This is a genomic window from Pseudomonas sp. RC3H12 (genome assembly GCF_018596375.1).
Taxonomy (GTDB): domain Bacteria; phylum Pseudomonadota; class Gammaproteobacteria; order Pseudomonadales; family Pseudomonadaceae; genus Aquipseudomonas.
Genome location: NZ_CP075595.1, coordinates 5,219,820 through 5,244,300 on the forward strand (window position 1 = coordinate 5,219,820; position 24,481 = coordinate 5,244,300).

Annotated in this window: 22 protein-coding genes and 1 pseudogene; 15 read left to right on the plus strand and 8 right to left on the minus strand. The window is 63.3% G+C overall.

Going from position 1 to position 24,481, the window contains the following annotated elements; genetic code table 11:
* Positions 1-176: 176 nt before the first annotated feature.
* The gene (gene gbcB / locus KHO27_RS23765) at positions 177-1,277 is read left to right on the plus strand and encodes a glycine betaine monooxygenase reductase subunit (RefSeq protein WP_046857453.1); all 1,101 of its coding nucleotides are present in this window, start codon (positions 177-179) and stop codon (positions 1,275-1,277) included.
* A gap of 87 nt (positions 1,278-1,364) precedes the next feature.
* Here the strand turns inward: gbcB and KHO27_RS26610 are convergent, their stop codons facing one another.
* Positions 1,365-2,237 (minus strand): methyl-accepting chemotaxis protein, encoded by an 873-nt coding sequence (locus tag KHO27_RS26610; RefSeq protein WP_371918340.1) that lies wholly within the window; start codon positions 2,235-2,237, stop codon positions 1,365-1,367.
* Positions 2,220-3,029, minus strand: a pseudogene (locus tag KHO27_RS26615) (MCP four helix bundle domain-containing protein); the annotation flags it as partial. The pseudogene KHO27_RS26615 and the gene KHO27_RS26610, both read right to left, overlap by 18 nt.
* A gap of 237 nt (positions 3,030-3,266) precedes the next feature.
* On the opposite strand from KHO27_RS26615, the gene KHO27_RS23775 reads away from it, so the two are divergent.
* The 3 genes from KHO27_RS23775 to KHO27_RS23785 all read left to right on the plus strand — a co-directional run bounded on the left by KHO27_RS23775 (position 3,267) and on the right by KHO27_RS23785 (position 5,885).
* The gene (locus KHO27_RS23775) at positions 3,267-3,497 is read left to right on the plus strand and encodes a hypothetical protein (protein WP_102681859.1); all 231 of its coding nucleotides are present in this window, start codon (positions 3,267-3,269) and stop codon (positions 3,495-3,497) included.
* Positions 3,494-3,796, plus strand: coding sequence for a cell division protein ZapA (locus KHO27_RS23780; protein ID WP_214500874.1), 303 nt, complete (start codon positions 3,494-3,496; stop codon positions 3,794-3,796). Before KHO27_RS23775 ends, KHO27_RS23780 begins: the two co-directional genes overlap by 4 nt.
* 151 nt (positions 3,797-3,947) lie before the next feature.
* The gene (locus tag KHO27_RS23785) at positions 3,948-5,885 is read left to right on the plus strand and encodes a methyl-accepting chemotaxis protein (RefSeq protein ID WP_214500875.1); all 1,938 of its coding nucleotides are present in this window, start codon (positions 3,948-3,950) and stop codon (positions 5,883-5,885) included.
* 90 nt (positions 5,886-5,975) lie between these two features.
* Here KHO27_RS23785 and KHO27_RS23790 read toward each other — a convergent pair whose 3' ends face one another.
* Both KHO27_RS23790 and KHO27_RS23795 read right to left on the minus strand, forming a co-directional pair.
* Complete coding sequence (locus KHO27_RS23790; protein WP_111532522.1) at positions 5,976-6,446, minus strand: hypothetical protein; 471 nt, start codon at positions 6,444-6,446, stop codon at positions 5,976-5,978.
* A gap of 166 nt (positions 6,447-6,612) precedes the next feature.
* Positions 6,613-7,653: a threonine aldolase family protein gene (locus KHO27_RS23795; RefSeq protein WP_110700292.1), complete on the minus strand. Its 1,041-nt coding sequence runs from the start codon at positions 7,651-7,653 to the stop codon at positions 6,613-6,615.
* A gap of 318 nt (positions 7,654-7,971) precedes the next feature.
* Here KHO27_RS23795 and KHO27_RS23800 point away from each other — a divergent pair, with 318 nt between their 5' ends.
* From KHO27_RS23800 to fdhA, 7 genes are all read left to right on the plus strand, one after another.
* A complete protein-coding gene (locus KHO27_RS23800; protein ID WP_102681861.1) occupies positions 7,972-9,225 on the plus strand; it encodes a serine hydroxymethyltransferase in 1,254 nt (417 codons plus the stop codon).
* Between the two features lie 15 nt (positions 9,226-9,240).
* On the plus strand, positions 9,241-10,491 hold the full coding sequence (locus KHO27_RS23805; protein ID WP_046857448.1) for a sarcosine oxidase subunit beta family protein: 1,251 nt from the start codon (positions 9,241-9,243) through the stop codon (positions 10,489-10,491).
* A gap of 17 nt (positions 10,492-10,508) precedes the next feature.
* Complete coding sequence (locus tag KHO27_RS23810; RefSeq protein ID WP_023631299.1) at positions 10,509-10,844, plus strand: sarcosine oxidase subunit delta; 336 nt, start codon at positions 10,509-10,511, stop codon at positions 10,842-10,844.
* A complete protein-coding gene (locus KHO27_RS23815; protein ID WP_214500876.1) occupies positions 10,841-13,858 on the plus strand; it encodes a sarcosine oxidase subunit alpha in 3,018 nt (1,005 codons plus the stop codon). The genes KHO27_RS23810 and KHO27_RS23815 overlap by 4 nt, the downstream gene beginning before the upstream one ends.
* Positions 13,859-13,995: 137 nt before the next feature.
* Positions 13,996-14,628 carry a sarcosine oxidase subunit gamma gene (locus tag KHO27_RS23820; protein ID WP_102681863.1) on the plus strand — a complete coding sequence of 211 codons (633 nt, stop codon included), beginning with the start codon at positions 13,996-13,998 and terminating at the stop codon, positions 14,626-14,628.
* A gap of 11 nt (positions 14,629-14,639) precedes the next feature.
* The gene (gene purU / locus KHO27_RS23825) at positions 14,640-15,497 is read left to right on the plus strand and encodes a formyltetrahydrofolate deformylase (RefSeq protein ID WP_110700296.1); all 858 of its coding nucleotides are present in this window, start codon (positions 14,640-14,642) and stop codon (positions 15,495-15,497) included.
* A 238-nt stretch (positions 15,498-15,735) separates the two neighbouring features.
* Entirely contained in the window at positions 15,736-16,935 is a 1,200-nt protein-coding gene (fdhA, locus tag KHO27_RS23830; RefSeq protein ID WP_214500877.1) for a formaldehyde dehydrogenase, glutathione-independent, read from the plus strand.
* Between the two features lie 94 nt (positions 16,936-17,029).
* Here fdhA and KHO27_RS23835 read toward each other — a convergent pair whose 3' ends face one another.
* Positions 17,030-17,860, minus strand: coding sequence for an RHS repeat-associated core domain-containing protein (locus tag KHO27_RS23835; RefSeq protein ID WP_214500878.1), 831 nt, complete (start codon positions 17,858-17,860; stop codon positions 17,030-17,032).
* Between the two features lie 401 nt (positions 17,861-18,261).
* Here KHO27_RS23835 and KHO27_RS23840 point away from each other — a divergent pair, with 401 nt between their 5' ends.
* Both KHO27_RS23840 and KHO27_RS23845 read left to right on the plus strand, forming a co-directional pair.
* On the plus strand, positions 18,262-18,570 hold the full coding sequence (locus KHO27_RS23840; RefSeq protein WP_046857444.1) for a hypothetical protein: 309 nt from the start codon (positions 18,262-18,264) through the stop codon (positions 18,568-18,570).
* Positions 18,571-18,779: 209 nt separating this feature from the next.
* Positions 18,780-19,349 (plus strand): DUF2780 domain-containing protein, encoded by a 570-nt coding sequence (locus KHO27_RS23845; protein ID WP_214500879.1) that lies wholly within the window; start codon positions 18,780-18,782, stop codon positions 19,347-19,349.
* 52 nt (positions 19,350-19,401) lie between these two features.
* Here KHO27_RS23845 and KHO27_RS23850 read toward each other — a convergent pair whose 3' ends face one another.
* Together KHO27_RS23850 and KHO27_RS23855 are read right to left on the minus strand one after the other, a co-directional pair.
* A complete protein-coding gene (locus KHO27_RS23850; RefSeq protein WP_214500880.1) occupies positions 19,402-20,751 on the minus strand; it encodes an APC family permease in 1,350 nt (449 codons plus the stop codon).
* 175 nt (positions 20,752-20,926) lie between these two features.
* Positions 20,927-22,168, minus strand: a complete 1,242-nt coding sequence (locus tag KHO27_RS23855) for an MFS transporter (protein ID WP_110700307.1) — start codon at positions 22,166-22,168, stop codon at positions 20,927-20,929.
* 122 nt (positions 22,169-22,290) lie between these two features.
* Here KHO27_RS23855 and KHO27_RS23860 point away from each other — a divergent pair, with 122 nt between their 5' ends.
* Both KHO27_RS23860 and KHO27_RS23865 read left to right on the plus strand, forming a co-directional pair.
* Positions 22,291-23,196, plus strand: coding sequence for a LysR family transcriptional regulator (locus KHO27_RS23860; RefSeq protein ID WP_110700309.1), 906 nt, complete (start codon positions 22,291-22,293; stop codon positions 23,194-23,196).
* A gap of 52 nt (positions 23,197-23,248) precedes the next feature.
* Positions 23,249-24,022: a ParA family protein gene (locus KHO27_RS23865; protein ID WP_214500881.1), complete on the plus strand. Its 774-nt coding sequence runs from the start codon at positions 23,249-23,251 to the stop codon at positions 24,020-24,022.
* Here the strand turns inward: KHO27_RS23865 and trxC are convergent.
* The gene (gene trxC, locus KHO27_RS23870) at positions 24,019-24,453 is read right to left on the minus strand and encodes a thioredoxin TrxC (protein WP_110700313.1); all 435 of its coding nucleotides are present in this window, start codon (positions 24,451-24,453) and stop codon (positions 24,019-24,021) included. The two genes, KHO27_RS23865 and trxC, sit on opposite strands and share 4 nt — an antisense overlap.
* Between the last annotated feature and the right edge of the window lie 28 nt (positions 24,454-24,481).

Here is a 24,481-nt window from a genome sequence, read left to right on the forward strand (position 1 = left end):
GAAAGGACCATATCCACGGGCGACATGGCCGCATCGAATTCCGACGCGCCAGCCCTTGTAGCGCGGGGCTGGTCGCGATAAGCACGCCGATGTCGCGGATGGGAATGTACGTAGACGGCGCTATGCGCATTATCGGAGCCATAAGAAAGGCCGACAGTCGGCTGCTGGAGATGAACATGTCCGATACCTTCCTCAACCCGGTTACCACCCAGACCTGGGCCAATGGCCGCCACATCGTGCGTTGTGTCAAGGTCATCCAGGAAACCTGGGACGTGCGCACCTTCTGCTTCATGGCTGACCAGCCGATCATGTTCTTCTTCAAGCCCGGGCAGTTCGTCACCCTGGAACTGGAGATCGAAGGCAAGCCGGTGATGCGTTCGTACACCATCTCCAGCTCGCCGTCAGTGCCTTACAGCTTCTCGATCACCGTCAAGCGGGTCCCGGGCGGGCTGGTCTCCAACTTCCTCCACGACACCATGCACGAAGGCGCCGAGCTACCGGTGCACGGGCCGGTGGGGCTGTTCAACGCCATCGACTTCCCGGCCGGCAAGACGCTGTACCTGTCCGGCGGCGTCGGCATCACCCCGGTAATGTCCATGGCCCGCTGGTTCTACGACACCAACGCCAATGTCGACATGGTGTTCGTGCACAGCGCCCGCTCGCCGAAAGACATCATCTACCACCGTGAGCTGGAGCAGATGGCCTCGCGCATCCCTAACTTCAGCCTGCATATCATTTGCGAGAAGCATGGGCTGGGCGAGCCGTGGGCGGGTTATCGCGGTTACCTCAACCAGCGATTGATGGAACTGATCGCCCCGGACTACCTCGAGCGCACCATATTCTGCTGCGGCCCAACGCCCTACATGAGCGCGGTCAAGCGCATGCTCGAAGCGGTCGGCTTCGACATGAAGAACTACCACGAGGAATCGTTCGGCGCGACGCCGCCGGAGGCCAAGGCCGACGCGGTCGAGCACGCGGAGGCCGCGGCCGATGCGCCGGAAGTGGATGTAGCCGACCTCAACCTGGTGGAGTTCGTCGGTAGCGACAAGAGTATTCGCGTGGCCCCGGGCGAGACCGTGCACGCGGCCGCGGCCAAGGTCGGGTTGATGATCCCCAAGGCCTGTGGCATGGGCATCTGCGGCACCTGCAAGGTGCTCAAGCTCGGCGGCGAGGTGGAGATGGAGCACAACGGCGGGATCACCGAGGAGGACGAGGCCGAGGGCTACATCCTGTCGTGTTGCAGCGTGCCGAAGGGGGATGTGCGGATCGAGTATTGATCCTCGATCGGATGCGATCGCGGGGCAAGCCCGCTCCCACGCAGTGAGGCTGGTGGGAGCGGGCTTGCCCCGCGATGCGTTTGAGGATCAGGTGCGGAACCGCGCCACCAACCCGTTCAGATCCACTGCCAGACGGGACAGCTCGGCACTCGCCGCGCTGGTCTGGTGCGCCCCGGTGGCGCTCTGCACCGACAGGTCGTTGATGTTCACCAGGTTGCGGTCCACCTCGCGGGCCACCTGGGCCTGCTCCTCGGCGGCGCTGGCGATCACCAGGTTGCGCTCGTTGATCTGCGCCACCGCCCCGGCGATGGTGTCCAGCGCCAGGCCCGCGCCACGGGCGATGTTCAGGGTCGACTCGGCGCGCTCGGTGCTGGTGCGCATCGAGTCCACGGCCTGCTCGGTGCCGCCCTGGATGCTGCCGATCATCCGCTCGATCTCGCTGGTGGACTGCTGGGTGCGATGCGCCAGTGCGCGCACCTCGTCGGCGACCACGGCGAAGCCACGACCGGCCTCGCCGGCGCGGGCGGCCTCGATGGCGGCGTTGAGCGCCAGCAGGTTGGTCTGGTCGGCCAGGCCGCGGATCACGTCGAGCACCTTGCCGATATCACGGGACTGCTCGGCGAGGTGTGCGATCAGCTTGGCGGTGGCCTGCACATCGCCGCTCATGCGCTCGATGGCGCCCACGGTCTCCAGTACCAGGTCGCGGCCATCGCCGGCCGACCGGCTGGCTTCGCTGGAGGCTTCCGAAGTGCTGACCGCGTTGCGTGCGACTTCTTCGACGGCACTGGTCATCTCGGTAACGGCGGTGGCGGCCTGCTCGATCTCGTTGTTCTGCTGCTGCAGGCCACGGGCGCTTTCGTCGGTCACGCTGTTCAGCTCTTCTGCGGCGGAGGCCAGCTGGGTGGCGGAGCCGGCGATCAGCTGCAGGGTGTCGCGCAGCTTGTCCTGCATCTTGGCCATGGCCTTGAGCAGGCGCGCGGCCTCATCGGTGCCGTCGGCGTGAATGCTGTGGGTCAGGTCGCCTTCGGCGATCTGCTCGGCGGCCTTGAGCGCCTCGTCGATGGGCTTGACGATGCTGCGGGTGAGGAGGAAGGCGAACAGCAAAGTCAGCACCGTGGCCGCCACCAGCAGGCTGATGACCAGGGCGAAGGCGCCGCTGTACTGCTCGGCGGCCTGGGCATTGGTGGCGCTGGTCTGGTCAGTGTTGATGCGCACCAGCGCGTCCATGACCTTGTTGATCTGCTCGGAGTTGTCCAGCAGGTCGCGGTTGAGCAGGTCACGCAGGGCATCGAGGTCGCCGGCCTGGCTCAGGCTGCGCATGCGCGCCTCGAGCTGGCGGTATTGGTTGAGCAGCAGGCCGTACTGGTCGAAGACGGCCTTCTCGTCGGCGGCGGTCACCAGCGGCTCATAGGCGCGGCGCGCCTTGTCGATCTGCGCGTTGCGCTCGTCCAGCAGGCGCAGGGTATCTTGCTGGGTGGCCGGCTCGCGGTTGAGCAGCAAGCGGTAGGAGAGGGTGCGCAGGCGCAGGTTCAGCGCGGTCAGCTCGTCGAGGGTCTTGATGCTGGGCACGCTGACTTCTTCGATGGTCACGCCGGCCTGGCGGATGTTGCCCATCTGGATCAGCGAGAAGATACCCAGGCCGAGCATCAGCACACCGATCACGGCGAACCCGAGCAACGCGCGGGGCGCGATATTCATATTGCGTAAGGACATGGAGGCGGTTTCCAAGGCAGAAGAGGTGCCGCGATCCATGCGACGGAAGAAGACCTGCCTGCCTATCGGTCGTGACCGGCCAGTCTTTAGGCTGACTTGATGAAATTGTGAGGCAGCTAACTATTTTCCTGACCAGCGGTTGACCCAAGTCGGAACAAGGGCGCTGATCCTGGGTCAACCTGAACCCGGCAAACACCTTTTGAATCCGATATTTAATGGCGGGGGCGCAGGTTTTTCCTTATCGTGTGCGCCCTTTGCAACAACCGAGATAGACGCATGTTGGAAACTTCCCTGAATCAACTCGAGCAACTGGTCAGCGACCTGATGCACAAGAACGCACAGCTGGCCGAACAGAACACCAGCCTCAGCCAGGAACTGGCCCAGGCCAAGGAAGAGAACGACAGCCTGCAGTTGTCGCTCATGGAGCAGGAAGAGAAGCACGGCGCCACCGCCGCGCGCATCCAGGCCTTGGTCGAGCGCGCCAGCGCAGGTGTCGTGAACGCATGAGACTGCAAGCGCAGCCGGTCACCGTCGTGTCGATCTTGGGCAACGACTATTCGCTGAAGGCCCCCGAGGGCCAGGAAGAAACCCTGAACCAGGCCGTGCGCATGCTCAATGTCGCCCTGGCCGAGACCAAGCGCAGCTACCCGACCCTGATCGGCGACAAGCTGCTGGTGCTGGCCGCCCTGAACCTGTGCTCCAGGCAGATCGAACTGCAGCGCGAGCACGACCGCACCCTCGAGCGCACCCAGGCGCAGATCGACGCCACGGTCGATGCCATCAGCAAGGCCGTCTCCGACGTCTGAATGATGTCATGGCGGGGCTTCGTGGGAGCGACGATGCGTCGACCCGACCTGCCCCGCGATGGTGGCGGTCATCCTGTCGCAGATCACTGGAACAACTGGATACTTAAGTGTATACACTTCCCGAAAAACAATAATTATCGGGGAGTGGGACATGCGTATCTGGCAGCGGAGCATCCAGTGGCAATTGATCGCGAGCATGGGCGCCGCCCTGCTGGTGAGCATCCTGGGGGTGGTGGCGATCTACACGGTGGCGCTCAACCGCCTCACCGAACGCTACCTGGTCGACACGGCGCTGCCGGCCAGCGTCGAGGCCATCCGCAACGATATCGAGCGCATGCTCGGCCAGCCGCTGGTGGCGGCGGCGGACATCGCTGGCAACACCCTCCTGCGTGACTGGCTGGCCGCCGGTGAAACCCCGGCCGAGCTGCCGCGCTTCATCGAATACCTGGACGCGGCCAAGCAGCGCAATCACGCCTTCACCACCCTGTTCGCCTCGACCGTCACCGGCCACTATTACAACGAGAAGGGCCTGGACCGTACCCTCAGCCGTGCCAACCCCAAGGACAAATGGTTCTACGGCTACATCGACAGTGGCGCCGAGCGCCTGATCAACATCGATATCGACGGCTCGACCGGCGAGCTGGCACTGTTCATCGACTACCGGGTCGAGAAGGATGGCCAGCTGGTCGGTGTAGCCGGCATGGGCCTGCGCATGACCGAGCTGTCGAAGCTGATCCACGACTTCAGCTTCGGCGAGCACGGCAAGGTGTTCCTGGTGCGCAACGACGGGTTGATCCAGGTCCATCCCGACCAGCAGTTCAGTGGCAAGCGCCAGCTCGCCGAGCAGCTGGACGTCGAGGCGGCGAAGGCCGTGCTGGTAGGCGGCGAAGGCCTGCGCAGCAGCCGTTTCCAACGTGATGGCGCGGACTACCTGGCCTTGGGCTTGCCCTTGCGCGACCTGAACTGGACGCTGGTGGCCGAAGTGCCGGAAGCCGAGATCTACGCCCAGGCGCGCCAGGCTATCTGGCAGACCTGCCTGATCGGCGGTGGTGTGGCGTTGCTTTCGCTATTGCTGGTGGTGCTGCTGGCACGCGGGTTGGTACGCCCCATTCGCCAGGTCACCGCCGCATTGGTGCAGATCGGCAGTGGCGCGGGAGACCTCAGCCATCGCCTGGACGACTCGCGCCAGGACGAACTGGGCGACCTGGCCCGTGGCTTCAACCGTTTCCTCGACAGCCAGCGTGGTCTGATCGGCGAGGTGCTGCGCACCACTGAACGCCTGCACCTGTCGGTGGAGCAGGTGACCCAGGTGGTGGACAACACCGCCGAACGCTCGGGCCGCCAGCAGGAAATGACCGAGATGGTCGCCACCGCGGTGCACGAGATGGGCCTGACCGTGCAGGACATCGCCCGCAATGCCGGCGATGCGGCGCAGGCGTCGCAATCGGCGCGGGATGAGGCCCTGCAGGCGCGCGAAGTGGTACGGCGCTCGATCCAGGGTATCGAGGGCATGTCGGGCGATATCGGCAAGGCGGCTGATGCTGTCAGCCAGTTGGCTGATGAAGTCGCCTCGATCGACGAAGTATTGGCGGTGATCCGCAGTATTTCCGAGCAGACCAACCTGCTGGCATTGAATGCTGCCATCGAAGCGGCCAGGGCAGGGGAGATGGGCCGTGGATTTGCCGTGGTGGCCGATGAAGTGCGGACGTTGGCCCGGCGTACACAGCTGTCCACCGATGAAGTGCAGCAGATGATCCAGCGCCTCAAGCAGGGGGCGGGTTCAGCGGTGAGTTCGATGCAGGCGGGGCAGCAGGCGACCGGCAGTGGTGTGGAGTCCAGCCAGCTCACCGGCGCGTCATTGGGGGCGATTACCGACCAGGTCGAGCACATCAGCGACATGAACAATCAGGTGGCGACTGCGACCGAAGAGCAGTCGGCGGTGACCGAGGAAATCAATCGCACCGTACAGGGGATTTCCGACCTGGCGCGGGAGACTGCGGCCGAAGTCCAAGGGTGCCGGGACGAATGCCAGGCTTTGCGTGGCCTGGCTGATGATCTGGCGCGGCAGATGGGGGGGTTCAGGCTTTAGATTGCCGGGGGCCGCTTCGCGGCCTTGTACCGCTACAGAAGGGCAAAGCCCTCCCGGGTGGTGAGACTGTAGCAGTTACCATGAAGATGATTAATGTACAGCAGTCCAAAGGGAGCTGGATCCAGCGAATTCATACTCAAATATTTGCTCAATGATCTGGCCAATCAGAGTGACCTCTTTCTCTTTTTCATCCACACACTTGATCTTGAAATTCTCACCGGCACTAAGCTTGATAAGTTTGCCTATCTCAGGCTCATCGACGTAGTGAGTATCGTTATTCGACCCGTAGAATGTGACTTCTGTGATGGGTGCATTTGGGCCGCGATGCCGGAGCGTTCGATTTTTATGTTTATAGGATGAATTGCCACTTACCGTGGCCCCGTCCAAGGTGATCTCTACGGTCACGTTGTCACCTTCCTCCTTGTGGGTGACTTTGGTGACAAGGCCAGACTGACGGCGGCCAATATATTGGTCTTTAAGTTTGAGTGCGAGAAAGAACCGCAGGTTGGTCGGATGAATATTTTCTACTTCTTCATCATTTATCAACACTTTCGTAGTCATGATGCATCCTCGGCGTGGTGGGTCAAAGCCATTGGCTGCCGAAGAACATAAAGCCTCGTCTGCACGTTGCAAACTGGCAAAACTGTCAGGTGACTTCAGGCTAGAGATTGTTATACGCGTCGTTGAAAATAGCCCGGCAGGCCTTGTGGCCTGCCGAACAATGGCGTCAGACGCCGATAATGCTACGGATATCTGCTGCCAGTTCGCGCACGCGGTCCTCTTCGGTATCCCACGAACACATGAAGCGTGCGCCGCCACTACCAATGAAGGTATAGAAGCGCCAGCCCCTGCCACGTAGCGCCTCGATGGCATGTTCCGGCATCTGCAGGAACACCCCGTTGGCTTCCACCGGGAACATCAGCTCGACCCCCGGCAAATCACTCACCAGCGATGCCAGCAGCTGCGCGCAACGGTTGGCATGGTTGCCATGGCGCAGCCAGGCGCCGTCTTCCAAAAGGCCCACCCACGGTGCCGACAGGAAGCGCATCTTCGACGCCAGCTGCCCGGCCTGCTTGCAGCGGTAGTCGAAGTCCTCAGCCAGGGCACGGTTGAAGAACAGGATCGCCTCGCCCACCGCCATGCCGTTCTTGGTGCCGCCAAAGCACAGCACATCGACGCCGGACTTCCAGGTCAGTTCGGCCGGCGAACAGCCGAGGAAGGCGCAGGCATTGGTAAAGCGCGCGCCGTCCATGTGCAGGTTCAGGCCCAGCTCCTTGCAGGTGGCGCTGATCGCCTTGAGCTCGTCGGGGCGGTAGACGGTGCCCACTTCGGTGGCCTGGGTAAGGGTCACCACCCGCGGCTTGGGGTAGTGGATGTCCTGGCGCTTGAGTGCCACTTCGCGGATCGACTCGGGGGTGAGCTTGCCGTTGACGCTAGGCGCGGTGAGCAGCTTGGAGCCGTTGGAGAAGAACTCCGGCGCGCCGCATTCGTCGGTCTCGACGTGGGCGGTCTCGGAACAGATCACGCTGTGGTAGCTCTGGCACAGCGAGGCCAGGGCCAGGGAGTTGGCGGCGGTGCCGTTGAAGGCGAAGAACACTTCGCAGTCGGTCTCGAACAACTTGCGGAAGTACTCCGAGGCGCGTTCGGTCCACTGGTCGTCGCCGTAGGCGCGGTCGTGGCCGTGGTTGGCCTTTTCCATGGCGGCCCAGGCTTCGGGGCAGATGCCGGAATAGTTGTCGCTGGCGAATTGCTGGTTGTTATTGGTCATGACGCCTGTCCTTTTTACGACGCAGGCACGCACTCTAAACCATCGATTCGGCGGTTGCCTATACAGGCCACCGCTATCCCTGTGGGAGCCGGCTTGCCGGCGATAGCGTCCGCTCAACCAGCGATGGTTCTGCGTCTGGCTCCATCGCCGGCAAGCCGGCTCCCACAGGGCTGTGTGGTGCTTGGGGTAGCAATGTCGTAAACGCGCCATTGCAAGGCGCGCGCAGGCATCTGTACCGCCGTGCCCGGTCATACCATCGCTGCAAAGGGTGGGAAAACCCTCACCAGACAAGAAACGATCGCTGCCGGGAGATACACGATGTTCAGCAAGCAAGACCAGATCCAGGGTTACGACGACGCACTGCTGGCGGCGATGAATGCCGAGGAACAGCGCCAGGAAGATCACATCGAGCTGATCGCCTCGGAGAACTACACCAGCAAGCGCGTGATGCAGGCCCAGGGCAGCGGCCTCACCAACAAGTACGCCGAAGGCTACCCGGGCAAGCGCTACTACGGCGGCTGCGAGCATGTGGATAAAGTCGAGGCGCTGGCCATCGAGCGCGCCAAGCAGCTGTTCGGCGCCGATTACGCCAACGTCCAGCCGCACTCCGGCTCCTCGGCCAACGGCGCGGTGTACCTGGCCCTGCTGCAGGCCGGCGACACCATCCTGGGCATGAGCCTGGCCCACGGCGGCCACCTGACCCACGGCGCCAAGGTGTCGTCCTCGGGCAAGCTGTACAACGCCGTTCAATACGGGATTGACACCGCAACCGGCTTGATCGACTACGACGAAGTCGAGCGCCTGGCCGTGGAACACAAGCCGAAGATGATCGTCGCCGGCTTCTCGGCCTACTCCAAGACCCTGGATTTCCCGCGTTTCCGCCAGATCGCCGATAAAGTCGGCGCGCTGCTGTTCGTCGACATGGCCCACGTCGCCGGGCTGGTCGCCGCGGGGCTGTACCCGAACCCGATCCCGTTCGCCGACGTGGTCACCACCACCACCCACAAGACCCTGCGCGGTCCTCGTGGCGGCCTGATCCTGGCCAAATCCAACGAAGAGATCGAGAAGAAGCTCAACGCCGCCGTGTTCCCCGGTGCCCAGGGCGGCCCGCTGATGCACGTGATCGCCGCCAAGGCGGTGTGTTTCAAGGAGGCTCTGGAGCCCGAGTTCAAGGCCTACCAGAAACAAGTCATCGAAAACGCCCAGGCCATGGCCCAGGTATTCATCGAGCGCGGCTACGACGTGGTGTCCGGCGGTACCGACAACCACCTGTTCCTGGTCAGCCTGATCCGCCAGGGCCTGACCGGCAAGGACGCTGACGCAGCCCTGGGCCGCGCCCATATCACCGTCAACAAGAACGCCGTGCCCAACGACCCGCAGTCGCCGTTCGTCACCTCGGGCCTGCGCATCGGTACCCCGGCGGTCACCACCCGTGGCTTCAAGGTTGCCCAGTGCACTGCGCTGGCCGGCTGGATCTGCGATGTGCTCGACAACCTGGGCGACGCCGATGTCGAGGCCGATGTGGCCAAGAACGTCGCCGCGCTGTGCGCCGACTTCCCGGTCTACCGCTGAGTGGAGCAGAACACCATGCAACGTTATTCGGGCTTCGGCCTCTTCAAGCACTCCCTCAGCCACCACGAGAACTGGCAGCGTATGTGGCGCACGCCGACGCCGAAGAAGGTCTACGACGTGGTCATCGTTGGCGGTGGCGGCCATGGCCTGGCCACCGCCTACTACCTGGCCAAGGAGCACGGCATCACCAACGTCGCGGTGATCGAGAAGGGCTACCTGGGCGGCGGCAACACCGCTCGCAACACCACCATCGTGCGTTCCAACTACCTGTGGGATGAGTCGGCGCACCTGTATGAACACGCCATGAAGCTGTGGGAGGGGCTGTCCCAGGACATCAACTACAACGTGATGTTCTCCCAGCGCGGCGTCTACAACCTGTGTCACACCCTGCAGGACATTCGCGACTCCGAGCGCCGGGTCAACGCCAACCGCCTCAACGGCGTCGACGGCGAGCTGATCCGCACCGAACAGGTGGCGGCCGAGATCCCATATCTCGACTGCTCGAAGAACACCCGCTACCCGATCCTCGGTGCCACCGTGCAGCGCCGTGGCGGCGTGGCCCGCCACGATGCCGTGGCCTGGGGCTTCGCCCGTGCCGCCGACGCCCTGGGCGTGGACTTGATCCAGCAGACCGAGGTGATCGGCTTCCGCAAGGAGAACGGTGCCGTGATCGGGGTTGAAACGAACAAGGGCTTCATCGGCGCCAAGCGCGTCGGCGTGGTCACCGCCGGCAACTCCGGGCACATGGCCAAGCTCGCCGGCTTCCGCCTGCCGCTGGAGTCGCACCCGCTGCAGGCACTGGTATCGGAGCCGATCAAGCCGATCATCGACAGCGTGATCATGTCCAACGCCGTGCACGGCTACATCAGCCAGTCCGACAAGGGCGACCTGGTGATTGGCGCCGGTATCGACGGTTGGGTCGGCTACGGCCAGCGCGGTTCGTACCCGGTCATCGAGCACACCCTGCAGGCGATCGTCGAGATGTTCCCGATCCTCTCGCGCGTGCGCATGAACCGCCAGTGGGGCGGTATCGTCGACACCACCCCCGACGCCTGCCCGATCATCTCCAAGACCCCGGTGAAGAACATGTTCTTCAACTGCGGCTGGGGCACCGGCGGCTTCAAGGCCACCCCGGGCTCGGGCAACGTGTTTGCCGCCAGCCTGGCCAAGGGCGAGATGCACCCGCTGGCCGCGCCTTTCTCCATCGACCGTTTCTACAACGGCGCGCTGATCGACGAACACGGCGCCGCTGCCGTCGCCCACTGACCCCGGAGACAACCGTCATGTTGCACATCTTCTGTCCCCACTGCGGCGAGCTGCGCTCCGAGGAAGAATTCCACGCGTCCGGCCAGGCGCATATCGCCCGCCCGCTGGACCCGAACGCCTGCTCCGACGAGGAGTGGGGCACCTACATGTTCTTCCGCGACAACCCGCGTGGCATCCACCACGAGCTGTGGGACCACGTTGCCGGCTGCCGCCAGTACTTCAACGTCACCCGCGACACCGTGACCTACGAGATTCTGGAAACCTACAAGATCGGCGAGAAGCCTCAGGTCACCGCCGCCTCGAAACAGAGCAGCGCGCCAGCGACCGCCAAGGGCCAAGGGGAAAAAGTATGAGCCAGACCTATCGCCTCGCCAGCGGCGGCCGTATCGACCGCAGCAAGGTGCTGAATTTCACCTTCAACGGCAAGACCTACCAGGGCTATGCCGGCGACACCCTGGCCGCCGCGCTGCTGGCCAACGGCGTCGACATCGTCGGGCGCAGCTTCAAGTACTCGCGTCCCCGCGGGATCATCGCCGCCGGTACCGAAGAGCCGAATGCGATCCTGCAGATCGGCGCCAGCGAAGCTACCCAGATCCCCAACGTGCGCGCCACCCAGCAGGCCCTGTACGCAGGCCTGGTGGCCACCAGCACCAACGGCTGGCCGAACGTCAACAACGACATGATGGGCATCATCGGCAAGGTCGGCGGCAGCATGATGCCGCCCGGGTTCTACTACAAGACCTTCATGTACCCCAAGTCGTTCTGGATGACCTACGAGAAGTACATCCGCAAGGCGGCGGGCCTCGGCCGTGCGCCGCTGCAGAATGATCCGGACAGCTACGACTACATGAACCAGCACTGCGACGTGCTGATCGTCGGCGCCGGCCCTGCCGGCCTGGCCGCCGCGCTGGCCGCTGCCCGTAGCGGTGCCCGGGTGATCCTGGCCGACGAGCAGGAAGAGTTCGGCGGCACCTTGCTCGACAGCCGCGAAACCCTCGACGGCAAACCAGCCGCTGACTGGGTCAATGCCGTGGTGGCCGAGCTGGAAAACCTGCCGGAAGTCACCCTGCTGCCGCGCAGCACCGTCAATGGCTACCACGACCACAACTTCCTCACGATCCACGAACGCCTCACCGACCACCTCGGTGACCGCGCGCCTATCGGCCAGGTGCGTCAGCGGGTGCATCGCGTCCGTGCCAACCGTGTGGTGCTGGCCGCCGGCGCCCATGAGCGTCCATTGGTGTACGGCAACAACGACCTGCCGGGCAACATGCTGGCTGGCGCCGTATCCACCTACGTGCGCCGCTATGGCGTGGCCCCGGGCCGCAAGCTGGTGCTGTCGACCAACAACGACCACGCCTACCGTGCCGCGTTGGACTGGCACGATGCCGGCCTGCAAGTGGTCGCCATCGCCGACGCCCGCCACAACCCGCGTGGCTCGCTGGTCGAAGAGGCTCGCGCCAAAGGTATTCGCATCCTCACCTCCAGCGCCGTGATCGAGGCCAAGGGCAGCAAGCACGTCACTGGCGCCCGCGTGGCCGCCATCGATGTGCAGGCGCACAAGGTCACCAGCCCGGGTGAAACCCTCGACTGCGACCTGATCGCCACCTCCGGCGGCTACAGCCCGGTGGTGCACCTGGCCTCGCACCTGGGCGGTCGCCCGGTGTGGCGTGAAGACATCCTCGGCTTCGTGCCGGGCGATGCCCCGCAGAAACGCGTGTGCGTCGGTGGCGTGAACGGCGTCTATGCCCTTGGTGACGTGATCGCCGACGGTTTCGAAGGCGGTGTTCGCGCTGCCACCGAGGCCGGCTTCAAGGCCAGTGTCGGCACCCTGCCGAAAACCCTGGCGCGCAAGGAAGAGGCCACCGTGGCCCTGTTCCAAGTGCCCCACGACAAAGGCACCGCCCGTGCGCCGAAGCAGTTCGTCGACCAACAGAACGACGTCACCGCCGCGGCCATCGAGCTGGCCACCCGCGAAGGCTTCGAGTCGGTCGAGCACGTCAAGCGCTACACCGCCCTGGGCTTCGGCACCGACCAGGGCAAGCTGGGCAACATCAACGGCCTGGCCATCGCCGCCCGCTCGCTCGGGATCAGCATCCCGGAAATGGGCACCACCATGTTCCGCCCCAACTACACGCCGGTGACCTTCGGCGCGGTAGCAGGCCGGCACTGCGGCCACCTGTTCGAGCCGGTGCGCTTCACCGCCCTGCATGCCTGGCACATCAAGAACGGCGCCGAGTTCGAGGACGTCGGCCAATGGAAGCGCCCGTGGTACTTCCCCAAGCCCGGCGAAGATATCCACACCGCGGTGGCCCGCGAGTGCAAGGCCGTGCGTGACAGCGTCGGCCTGCTGGACGCCTCGACCCTGGGCAAGATCGATATCCAGGGCCCGGATGCGCGTGAGTTCCTCAACCGCATCTACACCAACGCCTGGACCAAGCTCGACGTGGGCAAGGCCCGCTACGGCCTGATGTGCAAGGAAGACGGCATGGTCTTCGACGACGGCGTGACCGCCTGCGTCGGCGACAACCACTTCATCATGACCACCACCACCGGTGGCGCCGCTCGCGTGCTGCAGTGGCTGGAGCTGTACCACCAGACCGAATGGCCAGAGATGAAGGTGTACTTCACCTCGGTCACCGACCACTGGGCGACCATGACCCTGTCCGGCCCCAACAGCCGCAAGCTGCTGGCCGAGGTCAGCGATATCGACCTGGACAAGGACGGCTTCCCGTTCATGAGCTGGAAGGAAGGCCTGGTCGGCGGCGTGCCAGCGCGGGTGTTCCGCATCTCGTTCACCGGTGAACTGTCGTACGAGATCAACGTCCAGGCCAACTACGCCATGGGCGTGCTGGAGCAGATCGTCGAGGCGGGCAAAAAGTACAACCTGACCCCCTACGGCACCGAGACCATGCACGTGCTGCGCGCCGAGAAGGGCTTCATCATCGTCGGCCAGGACACCGACGGCTCGATGACCCCGGACGACCTCAACATGAGCTGGTGCGTGGGCCGCAACAAGGCCTTCTCGTGGATCGGCCTGCGCGGCATGAACCGCGAGGACACCACCCGCGACAATCGCAAGCAGCTGGTGGGCCTCAAGCCCGTGGACCCGAACGTGTGGCTGCCCGAGGGCGCCCAGCTGGTGTTCGACCCCAAGCAGCCGATCCCGATGGACATGGTCGGCCACGTCACCTCCAGCTACGCGGCCAACTCCCTGGGCTATTCGTTCGCCATGGGCGTGGTCAAGGGCGGCCTCAAGCGCCTGGGCGAGCGGGTCTATTCGCCGCAGGCCGATGGCAGTGTGATCGAGGCCGAGATCGTGTCTTCGGTGTTCTTCGATCCGAAGGGTGAGCGGCAGAACGTTTGATTTCAGGATGACGCGGTCCTGGTGGGAGCGGGCTTGCCCCGCGATGCGATTGAGGCCCTGATGCCGCTATCGCGGGGCAAGCCCGCTCCCACGAGATCAGTGTGGTTCCTCGCACAAGAATTCAAGGCAGGTAAGAAATGAGCGCTATCAACGTCTTCCAGCAAAACCCAGGCCCTGACGCCAAGGCCCAGTCGCCACTGCACCACGCCGACCTGGCCAGCCTGGTTGGCAAGGGCCGCAAGAACGCAGGCGTGACCCTGCGCGAAAAGAAATTCCTCGGCCACCTGACCCTGCGTGGCGACGGCCATGACCAGGCCTTTGCCGGCGGCGTGCACAAGGCCCTGGGCCTGGAGCTGCCGGTGGCCCTGACCGTGGTCGCCAACAGCGAGATGTCGCTGCAGTGGGTCGGCCCGGACGAGTGGCTGCTGATCGTCCCCGGCGGCCAGGAGTTCGCCGTCGAGCAGAAGCTGCGCGATGCCCTCGACGGCCAGCACATCCAGGTGGTCAACGTCACCGGCGGGCAGACCCTGCTCGAGCTGCGCGGCCCCAACGTGCGCGACGTGCTGATGAAATCCACCAGCTATGATGTACACCCGAACAACTTCCCGGTCGGCAAGGCCGTTGGCACCGTCTTCGCCAAGTCGCAACTGGTGATCCGCCGTACCGCCGAGGACACCTGGGAGTTGGTGATTCGCCGCAGCTTCTCCGACTACTGGTGGCTGTGGCTGCAGGACGCATCGGCCGAGTACGGCCTGGCCATCGAAGCGTAAGGAGCAGCACCATGAGTCGGGCACCGGACACCTGGATTCTCACCGCCGACTGCCCGAGCATGCTCGGCACGGTCGATGTGGTGACGCGTCATCTCTACGAGCAGCGCTGCTACGTCACCGAGCACCATTCCTTCGATGACCGGTTGTCGGGGCGGTTCTTCATCCGTGTGGAGTTCCGCGCCGCGGACGGCTTCGACGAGGAGGGCTTCCGTGCCGGCCTCGCCGAACGCAGCGAAGCCTTCGGCATGACTTTCGAGCTGACCGCGCCCAATCACCGCCCCAAGGTGGTGATCATGGTGTCCAAGGCCGACCATTGCCTGAACGACCTGCTGTACCGCCAACGCATCGGCCAGCTGGCCATGGACGTGGTTGCGGTGGTGTCCAACCACCCCGACCTGGAGCCGCTGGCGCACTGGCACAAGATTCCCTACTACCACTTCGCCCTCGACCCCAACGACAAGCCGGCGCAGGAGCGCAAGGTGCTGCAGGTGATCGAGGAGAGCGGCGCCGAGCTGGTGATCCTCGCCCGCTACATGCAAGTGCTGTCGCCGGAGCTGTGCCGCCGGCTGGATGGCTGGGCGATCAACATCCACCACTCGCTGCTGCCTGGCTTCAAGGGCGCCAAGCCGTATCACCAGGCCTACAACAAGGGCGTGAAGATGGTGGGTGCCACCGCGCACTACATCAACAACGACCTGGACGAAGGGCCGATCATCGCCCAGGGTGTGGAGGTGGTGGATCACAGCCACTACCCGGAAGACCTGATCGCCAAGGGGCGGGATATCGAGTGCCTGACCCTGGCGCGGGCGGTCGGCTATCACATCGAAAGAAGGGTATTTTTGAACGCCAATCGTACTGTCGTTCTCTGAGCCGACACCATCGCGGGGCAAGCCCGCTCCCACGTTATCCAGCGTGGGAGCGGGCTTGCCCCGCGATGCTTTTTGCGACGTTAGCTGCGCCGCAAACAGGCATCCCCCTGTCGCATCCAGTCACCGCCCCATCCCCCATCAAGCCCACAATCCCTTCATTCCAGTAACACAGGCCGCCCACGGAAAGGCGGCGCTTTCCACCACCGCTGCATAAATACAAATCAAGCGAGGTAAGAGCATGTCTGGTAACCGTGGAGTGGTGTATCTCGGCGCGGGCAAGGTCGAGGTGCAGAAGATCGACTACCCCAAGATGCAGGACCCGCGCGGCAAGAAGATCGAGCACGGTGTCATCCTCAAGGTGGTCTCCACCAACATCTGCGGCTCCGACCAGCACATGGTCCGCGGCCGCACCACCGCCCAGGTCGGCCTGGTGCTGGGCCACGAAATCACCGGTGAAATCGTCGAGATGGGGCGTGACGTCGAGCGCCTGAAGATCGGCGACCTGGTGTCGGTCCCGTTCAACGTCGCCTGCGGCCGTTGCCGTTCGTGCAAAGAGATGCACACCGGCGTGTGCCTGACCGTGAACCCGGCCCGCGCTGGCGGCGCCTACGGCTATGTCGACATGGGCGATTGGACCGGTGGCCAGGCCGAATACGTGCTGGTGCCATACGCCGACTTCAACCTGCTGAAACTGCCGGACCGCGACAAGGCGATGGAGAAGATCCGCGACCTGACCTGCCTGTCCGATATCCTCCCCACCGGCTACCACGGCGCCGTTACTGCTGGCGTTGGCCCGGGCAGCACGGTGTATGTCGCCGGTGCCGGCCCGGTCGGCCTGGCTGCCGCAGCGTCCGCCCGCCTGCTGGGTGCCGCCTGCGTCATTGTCGGCGACCTCAACCCGGCCCGGCTGGCCCACGCCAAGTCGCAAGGTTTCGAAGTGGTCGACCTGTCCAAGGACACCCCGCTGCACGAGCAGATCGTCGATATCCTCGGCGAGCCGGAAGTGGACTGCGCCGTGGACGCCGTCGGCTTCGAAGCCCGTGGCCATGGCCATGAAGGCGCCAAGCACGAAGCCCCGGCCACCGTGCTCAACTCGCTGATGCAAGTCACCCGCGTGGCCGGCAAGATCGGTATTCCGGGCCTTTACGTGACCGAGGATCCGGGCGCGGTGGATGCCGCCGCCAAGATCGGTGCCTTGAGCATTCGCTTCGGCCTGGGCTGGGCCAAGTCGCACAGCTTCCACACCGGACAGACCCCGACCATGAAGTACAACCGCCAGTTGATGCAGGCGATCATGTGGGACCGCATCAATATCGCTGAAGTGGTGGGGGTGCAGGTGATCAGCCTGGATCAGGCGCCCGAGGGGTATGGGGAGTTTGATGCGGGGGTGCCGAAGAAGTTTGTGATTGATCCGCATAGGACGTTTAGTGCCGCTTAGATTATTAAATAACAACACCCCGTTCAGGGGTGTTGTTATTGGTGTTAGGTGCTAGGTTGGTTGTGCCGCATTTCGTTGCCGCTTGTGTGTTTGCTTATTTCTTGGTTCGTGTGGCGTCCATGGTTTTCAGTGTTATGTAAATGTCATTTTTAATTATTGCTATTTCATCTTCGACTCTTTTAAGTGAGGTGAGAAATTGTTTCTTGCTGTTCATTGCTACATTGATTCTTCCCTGTTCTAGGGCGGAGCTTGCATCTAGTCTTTGGTGGACTTTTTTAACATTGTCACGATCTCTTGCACCGCGTGCGGGTATCGGTAGCTGAGCTAAGGTATTGTTATTTTTGACGATGATTTGCTGAGATGTAAGTATGATGCCTAGCTCGGGCTGTGCCAGGCGTTTCAATGTGCTAGCTTCTTGATTGAGTATCTCTAATACCGCTTGAGATTTAGTGATGCCTGCTTCAAGTATATTCATTGATCCTGGAGGCGCCTGAACCATTCGATGTTTCCCATTGAACGGCATAGCTTTATACAAAATCCCATGGTGGGCTTTATATGTCGCGTTGGTTTGCAGCAGCGGGCGTTGAATGTGACCGCTTGGATCTACGTTGTTGATTGGGTCGTTAGAGCAGTAAGCATATATATTGATACCGCCACCGTTGAATGGGCTGAGGCTGTCTGGTGAATTGAAGCGCATCGTAGTTGGGTTGTATGCGCGATATCCGCTTCCTAGAAGGTAGGTGCAGGAAAGGTCAAGAAGCTGCGAGTTAAACCCTAGCAATGGCCCACCATTAGCTCTGGGGGCATCATAGCCGAAAGGTGTGTAATTGTAGTTCAGGTGACTAGATAGCTGGCGCAGAACAGAACCTGGAGCATCTGTTGCCAGTAGAGTGGTTGCGCTGCTGGCTTTGTGGTCCTGTGTCATAGGTCCTCCGACTGTGAGTTTGCTGAAGCAAAATTTTGTGGGGAGGTTGGTGACCCCGCAACTGGTAAAAATACTAGGCGCGCGGAATATTCCTACTCACTTACAGGTAACCTTCTGATAAAAACTTGAGGCCGGAGGAAATACCCTACGCAGTCTGTCGATTCACGTCTGATTGTCCGGGGAAATCCTGCCCACTAGGCTTTCCCGGTCGCTGTCGGTTCAGCGATCGGGTGTGGAAACCCGGATATGCATTCTGGAACGTGTCGTCATGGCGGCTGTGCACGGGAGGCTTTATGCCTACCGGGTTTTCCTGAATGCATCCGGGTTTCCACCCCGTGTACAGCTGCCACCCTTTTGTGTGGAAACGAATGGTGCAGCATCACTGCATTCAGGTGACTGCCATGAAAAAGATCGTCCCCGACCCACCCGAAGACCTCCACGCCAAATTCCAACTCCCACCCGGCCAATCCCTCTCCACCGCCATCCTCGAAGGCGCCGTGCCCATCGAGGAAGTGCTGATGAACGTCTGCCATTTCATGTTCATCGCCTATACCGACGGCTACCACGCCCAGGAACTGGCGACCGACGGCGATCTGAAGCAGCTCCAGGCGTCGAGCCTGCAGCATCTGACCGTCGCCTGGGGGCAGGTCGATGCGCTGGTGGGGGCGTTGAAGCAGGTGCCTGCCTCGGGGTTCTATCAGCCGGGTTGAAATAGCTGGGGCCGCAGTGCGGCCTATCGCCGGCAAGCCGGCTCCCACAGGACCACGCAGGGCTTAGGCTATTGCGCAATCCACTGTGGGAGCTGGCTTGCCAGCGATTGGCCCTGGGATGAACACCGATGGCCGGCCCGGAACAAACCCCTGGCACCCCAGTCCAACCCCTCGTTTCCCGGCCATTCCGGCCGACGAGGTCCCTCCCGATGAAAGCATTCACCCTGGCAACCTTGATGACCCTGGCCGCAAGCCCGGTGTTCGCCTTCAACCTCAGCGACGCGGCCAATGCTGTCTCGGCCATGCAGAACCAGAACCAACAGGCCCAGGGGCAAGCGCCGGCCGCCCAGGCCAACCTGCTGAATACGCTGGGCAGCGAATTGAAGATCACCCCCGAACAGGCCATCGGCGGCGCGGGAGCCATGTTGGGCCTGGCGCGCAACAACCTCAGCGGCGATGACTACGGGCAGTTGACCAAGGCTGTCCCGGGGCTCGACCTGCTGTCGGGCAACAATGCACTGGGTGGGCTGAACGGGCTGGGGCAGTTGCTGGGCAATGACAAGAACAGCTCGGCGCTGAGCAATGCGCTGGGCGGTGAAGTCGAGAACCGCAATGACCTGGACACCGCCTTCAAGGCGCTGGGCATGGATACCGGGATGATCGGCCAGTTTGCGCCGTTGATCCTGCAGTACCTGGGGCAGCAGGGGATTGCCGGGTCGTTGCTGCAAAACCTGGGGAGTTTGTGGGGTAGCCCGACGGTAAACACCCCGTCGGTCTGACCCATCCTCTGCAGGAGCGGTGCACCGCCGCTCCTGCAGGAGACATGCGGGGCTACGCGGTTTCGGAGAAATCCACCAGCCGCACCGGCCGACGGAAACCAGCCGTCAGCACCGCCAGGTACGCCAGCCCCAACGCGAACCAGCACAAGCCGATCACCAGCGTCAGCGCCGACAGGCTGGTCCACAGCCACAAGGTAAGGCCCAACCCCACCAACGGCACCGCGCCATAGCGCAGCAGGCCCAGCGGCGTGCGCTGGTGGGCATCATCCATCAGGTGCGTCTTCACCACCGCCAGGTTCACCGCCGAGAACGCCACCAGCGCGCCAAAGCTGATCAGCGAGGCGAGGGTGGCCAGATCGATCACCAGTGCCAGCAACGAGAACGCCGACACCAGCAGGGTGGCGAACACCGGCGTGCCGAAGCGCGGCGACAGGTAGCCGAAGCTGCGCTGCGGCAGCACGCGGTCGCGGCCCATGGTGAACAGGATGCGCGACACCGCCGCCTGCGAGGCCAGCGCCGAGCCCAGGCTGCCGGCAACGAAGGCAGCGGTGAAGAAGTTGGCGAGGAACTGGCCGCCGGCCTTGATCATCACTTCGTTGGCGGCGGCATCGCTGTTGGCGAAGGTGCTGCCCGGCAGCACCAGCTGGCTGACATAGGCCAGTACGGTGAACAGCAGCCCGGCGCCGAGGGTGGTGAGGATGATCGCCCGCGGCACGTCACGGCGGGCGTCCTTGCACTCTTCGGCCAGGGTCGACACGGCATCGAAGCCGAGGAACGACAGGCACAGCACCGCCGCCCCCGCCATCAAGGCAGCGAAGCCCGGCGCGCTGCCATCACCGCGCAACGGCGCCAGCAGGTCCAGCGGCTGCCCGGCCAGGCCCTGCCAGGACAGGGCGACGAACACGCCGATGAAGACGATCTGCGCGCCGACGATCAGGTTGCTGGTCTTGGCCACCGAGTGGATACCGACCACGTTGAGCACGGTCACCACGGCGATGGCCGCCAGCACGATGGCCCAGGCCGGGATGGCTGGGAAGGCGATGTTGAGGAACAGCCCGATCAGCAGGTAATTGATCATCGGGATGAACAGGTAGTCGAGCAGCAGCGACCAACCCGCCAGGAAACCCACGTTGGGGCCGAACGCCATGTTGGTGTAGGAGTACGCCGAGCCCGCGACGGGGAAGCGCTTGACCATGAAGCTGTAGGAGGTGGCGGTGAACAGCATGGCTAGCAGGGTGACCAGGTAGGCGCCGGCGGTGCGGCCACCGGTGAGTTCGGTGACGATGCCGTAGGTGGTGAAGATGGTCAGCGGGACCATGTACACCAGGCCGAAGAACACCAGGGCGGGAAGGCCCAGGACACGGCGCAGTTGCGCGGGGGCGGAGCGGGGGGCGTTGGCCATTGATCGATCCTGGCTTTTCTTGTAGTTGTGGTTGATCGATTTTTATCCACTTGAGTGGATGCTGACAAACAAAGAGTTGCTAATGTCGATTATTAACCTGGATTTTAATCGAGTATTGAGTGAGGCGTTCCAGGCCCTCCCCGCGAGCGACAAGCGCCTCACTGCAGCCCTGGAATCAGCCCGATTTAGGCGCCAACTTGCTCAGGCGCAGCGCCACCAGCAACGCGACCGCCAGCAGGCTGGCAATGAACAGTCCTGTCCCGTTCCAGCCCCACTGGTGCCAGAACACCCCGCCGGCAGTCCCGGCGACACTTGATCCCGCGTAGTAGCAGAACAGGTAAAGCGAAGACGCCTGCCCCTTGGCCTTCAGCGCCCGGCGGCCGATCCAGCTGCTGGCTACCGAGTGCGCGCCGAAGAAGCCGAAGGTGAACACCAGCATGCCGACGATGATCATCGCCAATGGGGTGGCCAGGGTCATCAACAGGCCGCCGGCCATCACCAGGATGCTGGCCCAGAACACCTTGCGCCGTCCCAGCCTGTCGGCCAGGGCGCCGACCTGCGCCGAACTGTAGATCCCCGACAGGTATACCACCGACAGCAACCCGACCAGCGCCTGGTTCATGTGATAGGGCCCGGCCAGCAGGCGGTAGCCGATATAGTTGAACAGGGTCACGAAGGCACCCATCAGCAGGAAGGCTTCGAGGAACAGCCAGGGCAGTCCGGCATCCTTGAAGTGCATGACGAAGCCGTCCAGCAGGCTGCGCGGATTCAGGGGCTGGGGCCGGAAGTTGCGCGATTCGGGCAACACCCTCCAGAACACCAGCGCTGCTGCCAGGGCCAGCCCGCCGATGGTCAGCATCGCCGTGTGCCAGCTGACGAAGTCGATCAGCACGCCGGTGATCAGGCGCCCGCTCATGCCGCCGATGGCGTTGCCGCCGATGTACAGGCCCATGGCCAGGCCGATGTGCTGCGGGTGGATTTCTTCGCTCAGGTAGGTCATCGCCACCGCCGCCAGGCCGCTCAACGACAGGCCCACCAGGGCACGCGCGGCCAATACCAGCTCCCAGCTCGGCATCACCGCGCTGGCCAGGGTCGACAGGGCCGCGCAGAGCAGGGCGAAGACCATCACCGGCTTGCGCCCGATGCGGTCGGAGATTGGCCCCGTGACCAGCAGCCCGAACGCCAGCATGGCGGTGGACACCGACAGCACCAGGCTGCTCTGCGCGGCGTTGATCGAGAACTCCCGGGAAAGCAGCGGCATCATCGGCTGTACGCAGTACAACAGGGCAAAGGTGGCGAAGCCACCGCTGAACAGGGCCAGCACGGTTTTCATGAACGCGGGCGAGCCTTTCTCGATCCAGATATCGTTGACGACAGGCTCGGGTTCGGCAGGCAGGGGGACTACGGCGGATCTCACGGAGGGTACCTCGGGCGCTGGGGCCGGTGCTGCGATGAAAAAAGCATATAGCTGGCTAATGATTAGATCCAATATATTGTTCGACCTGTTTAAGACGTTTTACGACCTGTTTGGAGCCGATCATGGAGCTGCGTCACCTGCGCTATTTCATCGCCGTGGCCGAGGAGCTGCACTTCGGCCGCGCCGCTCAGCAGTTGGGTATTTCCCAGCCACCCTTGAGCCAGCAGATCCAGGCGCTGGAACAGGAATTGGGCGCGCGCCTGTTCGAGCGCACCAACCGTCGGGTCGAGTTGAGCGAGGCCGGGCGGCTGTTCCTCGAGGAGGCGCGCCAGGTGCTGGCGCAGGTCGAGAAGGCCGCCGACGTGGCAAGGAGAGCGCAGCTGGGTGAGTTGGGCGAGATGAAGATCGGTTTCACCTCGTCGGCACCGTTCACCTCGCGGATTCCCCAGGCAATTCGTGCCTTCCGTCAGCGCTATCCGTCAGTGCACCTCAATCTCCAGGAAATGAGTAGCCGTGAAGTGGTGGAGGCGGTGTTCGACGAGTCCATCGAGATCGGCCTGATGCGACCGATGCCACTGCCAGAAGGAATAGCCTGCACCGAGCTGTTCCACGAACCCCTGGTAGCCGTGCTCAATGCATCGCACCCGCTGGCCGTCGGCAGCGAACAAGGTGTGCACATGCAGGCTCTGGCCCATGAACCGTTTGTGTTCTTCCCGCGCAGCTACGGCAGTGGCCTGCATGCCCAATTGATGAGCCTGGCGCGCCAGGCGGGTTTCACCCCGCATTTCGCCCAGGAGGCGGGAGAGGCGATGACCATCATCGGCCTGGTCTCGGCGGGGCTGGGCGTTTCGGTGCTACCGGCCTCGTTCCAGCGCATGCGCATCGAAGGCGTGGTGTATCGCACTCTACTGGATGAGCAGGCGATGACTGCCGTGTGGCTGGTACGTCGCGAGGCGCCCGGCTCGGCCATGGCCAATGCCTTCATCGCCCTGCTGGCCGGGCTGGAACAGCCCGAAGGTGCTGGCTAAACCGCTGCGCTGACCACATACTCGGGCATTCGTTGATACACGGAGGTCTGACATGCGGCGCGTGGTGTTCAATCAGAAAGGTGGCGTGGGCAAGTCGAGCATTGCCTGCAATCTTGCGGCGGTCAGCGCCAGTGAAGGCTATAGGACCCTGCTGATCGACCTGGATGCCCAGGCCAACTCGACCCAGTACCTGACCGGCCTGACCGGCGACGACATCCCCATGGGCATCGCCGACTTCTTCAAGCAGTCGCTGTCCAGCGGGCCGTTCGCCAAGAAGAACAAGGTCGACATCTACGAAACCCCTTTCGATAACCTGCACGTGGTCACCGCCACGGCAGAGCTGGCCGACCTGCAGCCCAAGCTCGAGGCCAAGCACAAGATCAACAAGCTGCGCAAACTGCTCGACGAGCTGGACGAGGATTACGAGCGGATCTACATCGATACCCCGCCTGCACTGAATTTCTACGCGGTTTCCGCGTTGATCGCCGCCGATCGCGTGCTGATTCCCTTCGACTGCGACAGCTTTTCGCGCCAGGCCCTGTACGGCCTGCTGGCCGAGATCGATGAACTCAAGGAAGACCACAACGACGAGCTGACGGTCGAGGGCATCGTGGTCAACCAGTTCCAGTCACGGGCCAGCCTGCCCCAGCAAATGCTCGAAGAGCTGCTGGCCGAAGGCCTGCCGGTGCTGCCGGTGTACCTGGGCAGTTCGGTGAAGATGCGCGAATCCCACCATGCCAGCCTGCCGCTGATCCACCTTGAGCCACGGCACAAGTTGACCCAGCAGTTCGTCGAGTTGCACGACCTGCTCGAACGCAGCGCCTAGACACCCTGGCTGCGCAGCCACTCCAGCAACGACTGCAGTGGAAATGCGCCGGCCTGGCGAGCCACTTCGCGGCCGTTCCTGAACAGGATCAGGCTCGGGATCGAGCGGATGCCGAGCTGGCCGGCGAGATTGCGGTTGGCCTCGCTGTCGAGCTTGGCCAGGCGGCAGCGGCCGGCGAGCTGGCGTGCGGCCTGTTCGAACACCGGGGCGAAATTCTTGCAGGGGCCGCACCAGTCGGCCCAGACATCCAGCAGCAACGGCAGATCGCCCTTGATCTGGGCGGCATAGGTGCTTTCGTTCAGTTCGAAGGGCTGAGCGAGCAGCATGTCCTGTTTGCAGCGGCCGCATTTGGGGCTGTCGCCCAGGCGCTCGGCGGGCAGGCGGTTGAGGCCGTTGCAGTTTGGGCAGGGGATTACGAGTGGTTCGGACATTTCATCTCCTTGATATTGCTGGGGCCGC

Coding starts and splice junctions, on each gene's coding strand:
- KHO27_RS23865 (WP_214500881.1), top strand. CDS start 23,249: ATGCGGCGCGTGGTGTTCAATCAGAAAGGTGGCGTGGGCAAGTCGAGC.
- KHO27_RS23835 (WP_214500878.1), bottom strand. CDS start 17,860: ATGACACAGGACCACAAAGCCAGCAGCGCAACCACTCTACTGGCAACA.
- gbcB (WP_046857453.1), top strand. CDS start 177: ATGTCCGATACCTTCCTCAACCCGGTTACCACCCAGACCTGGGCCAAT.
- KHO27_RS23800 (WP_102681861.1), top strand. CDS start 7,972: ATGTTCAGCAAGCAAGACCAGATCCAGGGTTACGACGACGCACTGCTG.
- KHO27_RS23790 (WP_111532522.1), bottom strand. CDS start 6,446: ATGACTACGAAAGTGTTGATAAATGATGAAGAAGTAGAAAATATTCAT.
- KHO27_RS26610 (WP_371918340.1), bottom strand. CDS start 2,237: ATGGCCAAGATGCAGGACAAGCTGCGCGACACCCTGCAGCTGATCGCC.
- KHO27_RS23840 (WP_046857444.1), top strand. CDS start 18,262: ATGAAAAAGATCGTCCCCGACCCACCCGAAGACCTCCACGCCAAATTC.
- KHO27_RS23775 (WP_102681859.1), top strand. CDS start 3,267: ATGTTGGAAACTTCCCTGAATCAACTCGAGCAACTGGTCAGCGACCTG.
- KHO27_RS23805 (WP_046857448.1), top strand. CDS start 9,241: ATGCAACGTTATTCGGGCTTCGGCCTCTTCAAGCACTCCCTCAGCCAC.
- KHO27_RS23795 (WP_110700292.1), bottom strand. CDS start 7,653: ATGACCAATAACAACCAGCAATTCGCCAGCGACAACTATTCCGGCATC.
- KHO27_RS23780 (WP_214500874.1), top strand. CDS start 3,494: ATGAGACTGCAAGCGCAGCCGGTCACCGTCGTGTCGATCTTGGGCAAC.
- trxC (WP_110700313.1), bottom strand. CDS start 24,453: ATGTCCGAACCACTCGTAATCCCCTGCCCAAACTGCAACGGCCTCAAC.
- KHO27_RS23850 (WP_214500880.1), bottom strand. CDS start 20,751: ATGGCCAACGCCCCCCGCTCCGCCCCCGCGCAACTGCGCCGTGTCCTG.
- KHO27_RS23810 (WP_023631299.1), top strand. CDS start 10,509: ATGTTGCACATCTTCTGTCCCCACTGCGGCGAGCTGCGCTCCGAGGAA.
- KHO27_RS23820 (WP_102681863.1), top strand. CDS start 13,996: ATGAGCGCTATCAACGTCTTCCAGCAAAACCCAGGCCCTGACGCCAAG.
- KHO27_RS23815 (WP_214500876.1), top strand. CDS start 10,841: ATGAGCCAGACCTATCGCCTCGCCAGCGGCGGCCGTATCGACCGCAGC.
- purU (WP_110700296.1), top strand. CDS start 14,640: ATGAGTCGGGCACCGGACACCTGGATTCTCACCGCCGACTGCCCGAGC.
- fdhA (WP_214500877.1), top strand. CDS start 15,736: ATGTCTGGTAACCGTGGAGTGGTGTATCTCGGCGCGGGCAAGGTCGAG.
- KHO27_RS23785 (WP_214500875.1), top strand. CDS start 3,948: ATGCGTATCTGGCAGCGGAGCATCCAGTGGCAATTGATCGCGAGCATG.
- KHO27_RS23860 (WP_110700309.1), top strand. CDS start 22,291: ATGGAGCTGCGTCACCTGCGCTATTTCATCGCCGTGGCCGAGGAGCTG.
- KHO27_RS23845 (WP_214500879.1), top strand. CDS start 18,780: ATGAAAGCATTCACCCTGGCAACCTTGATGACCCTGGCCGCAAGCCCG.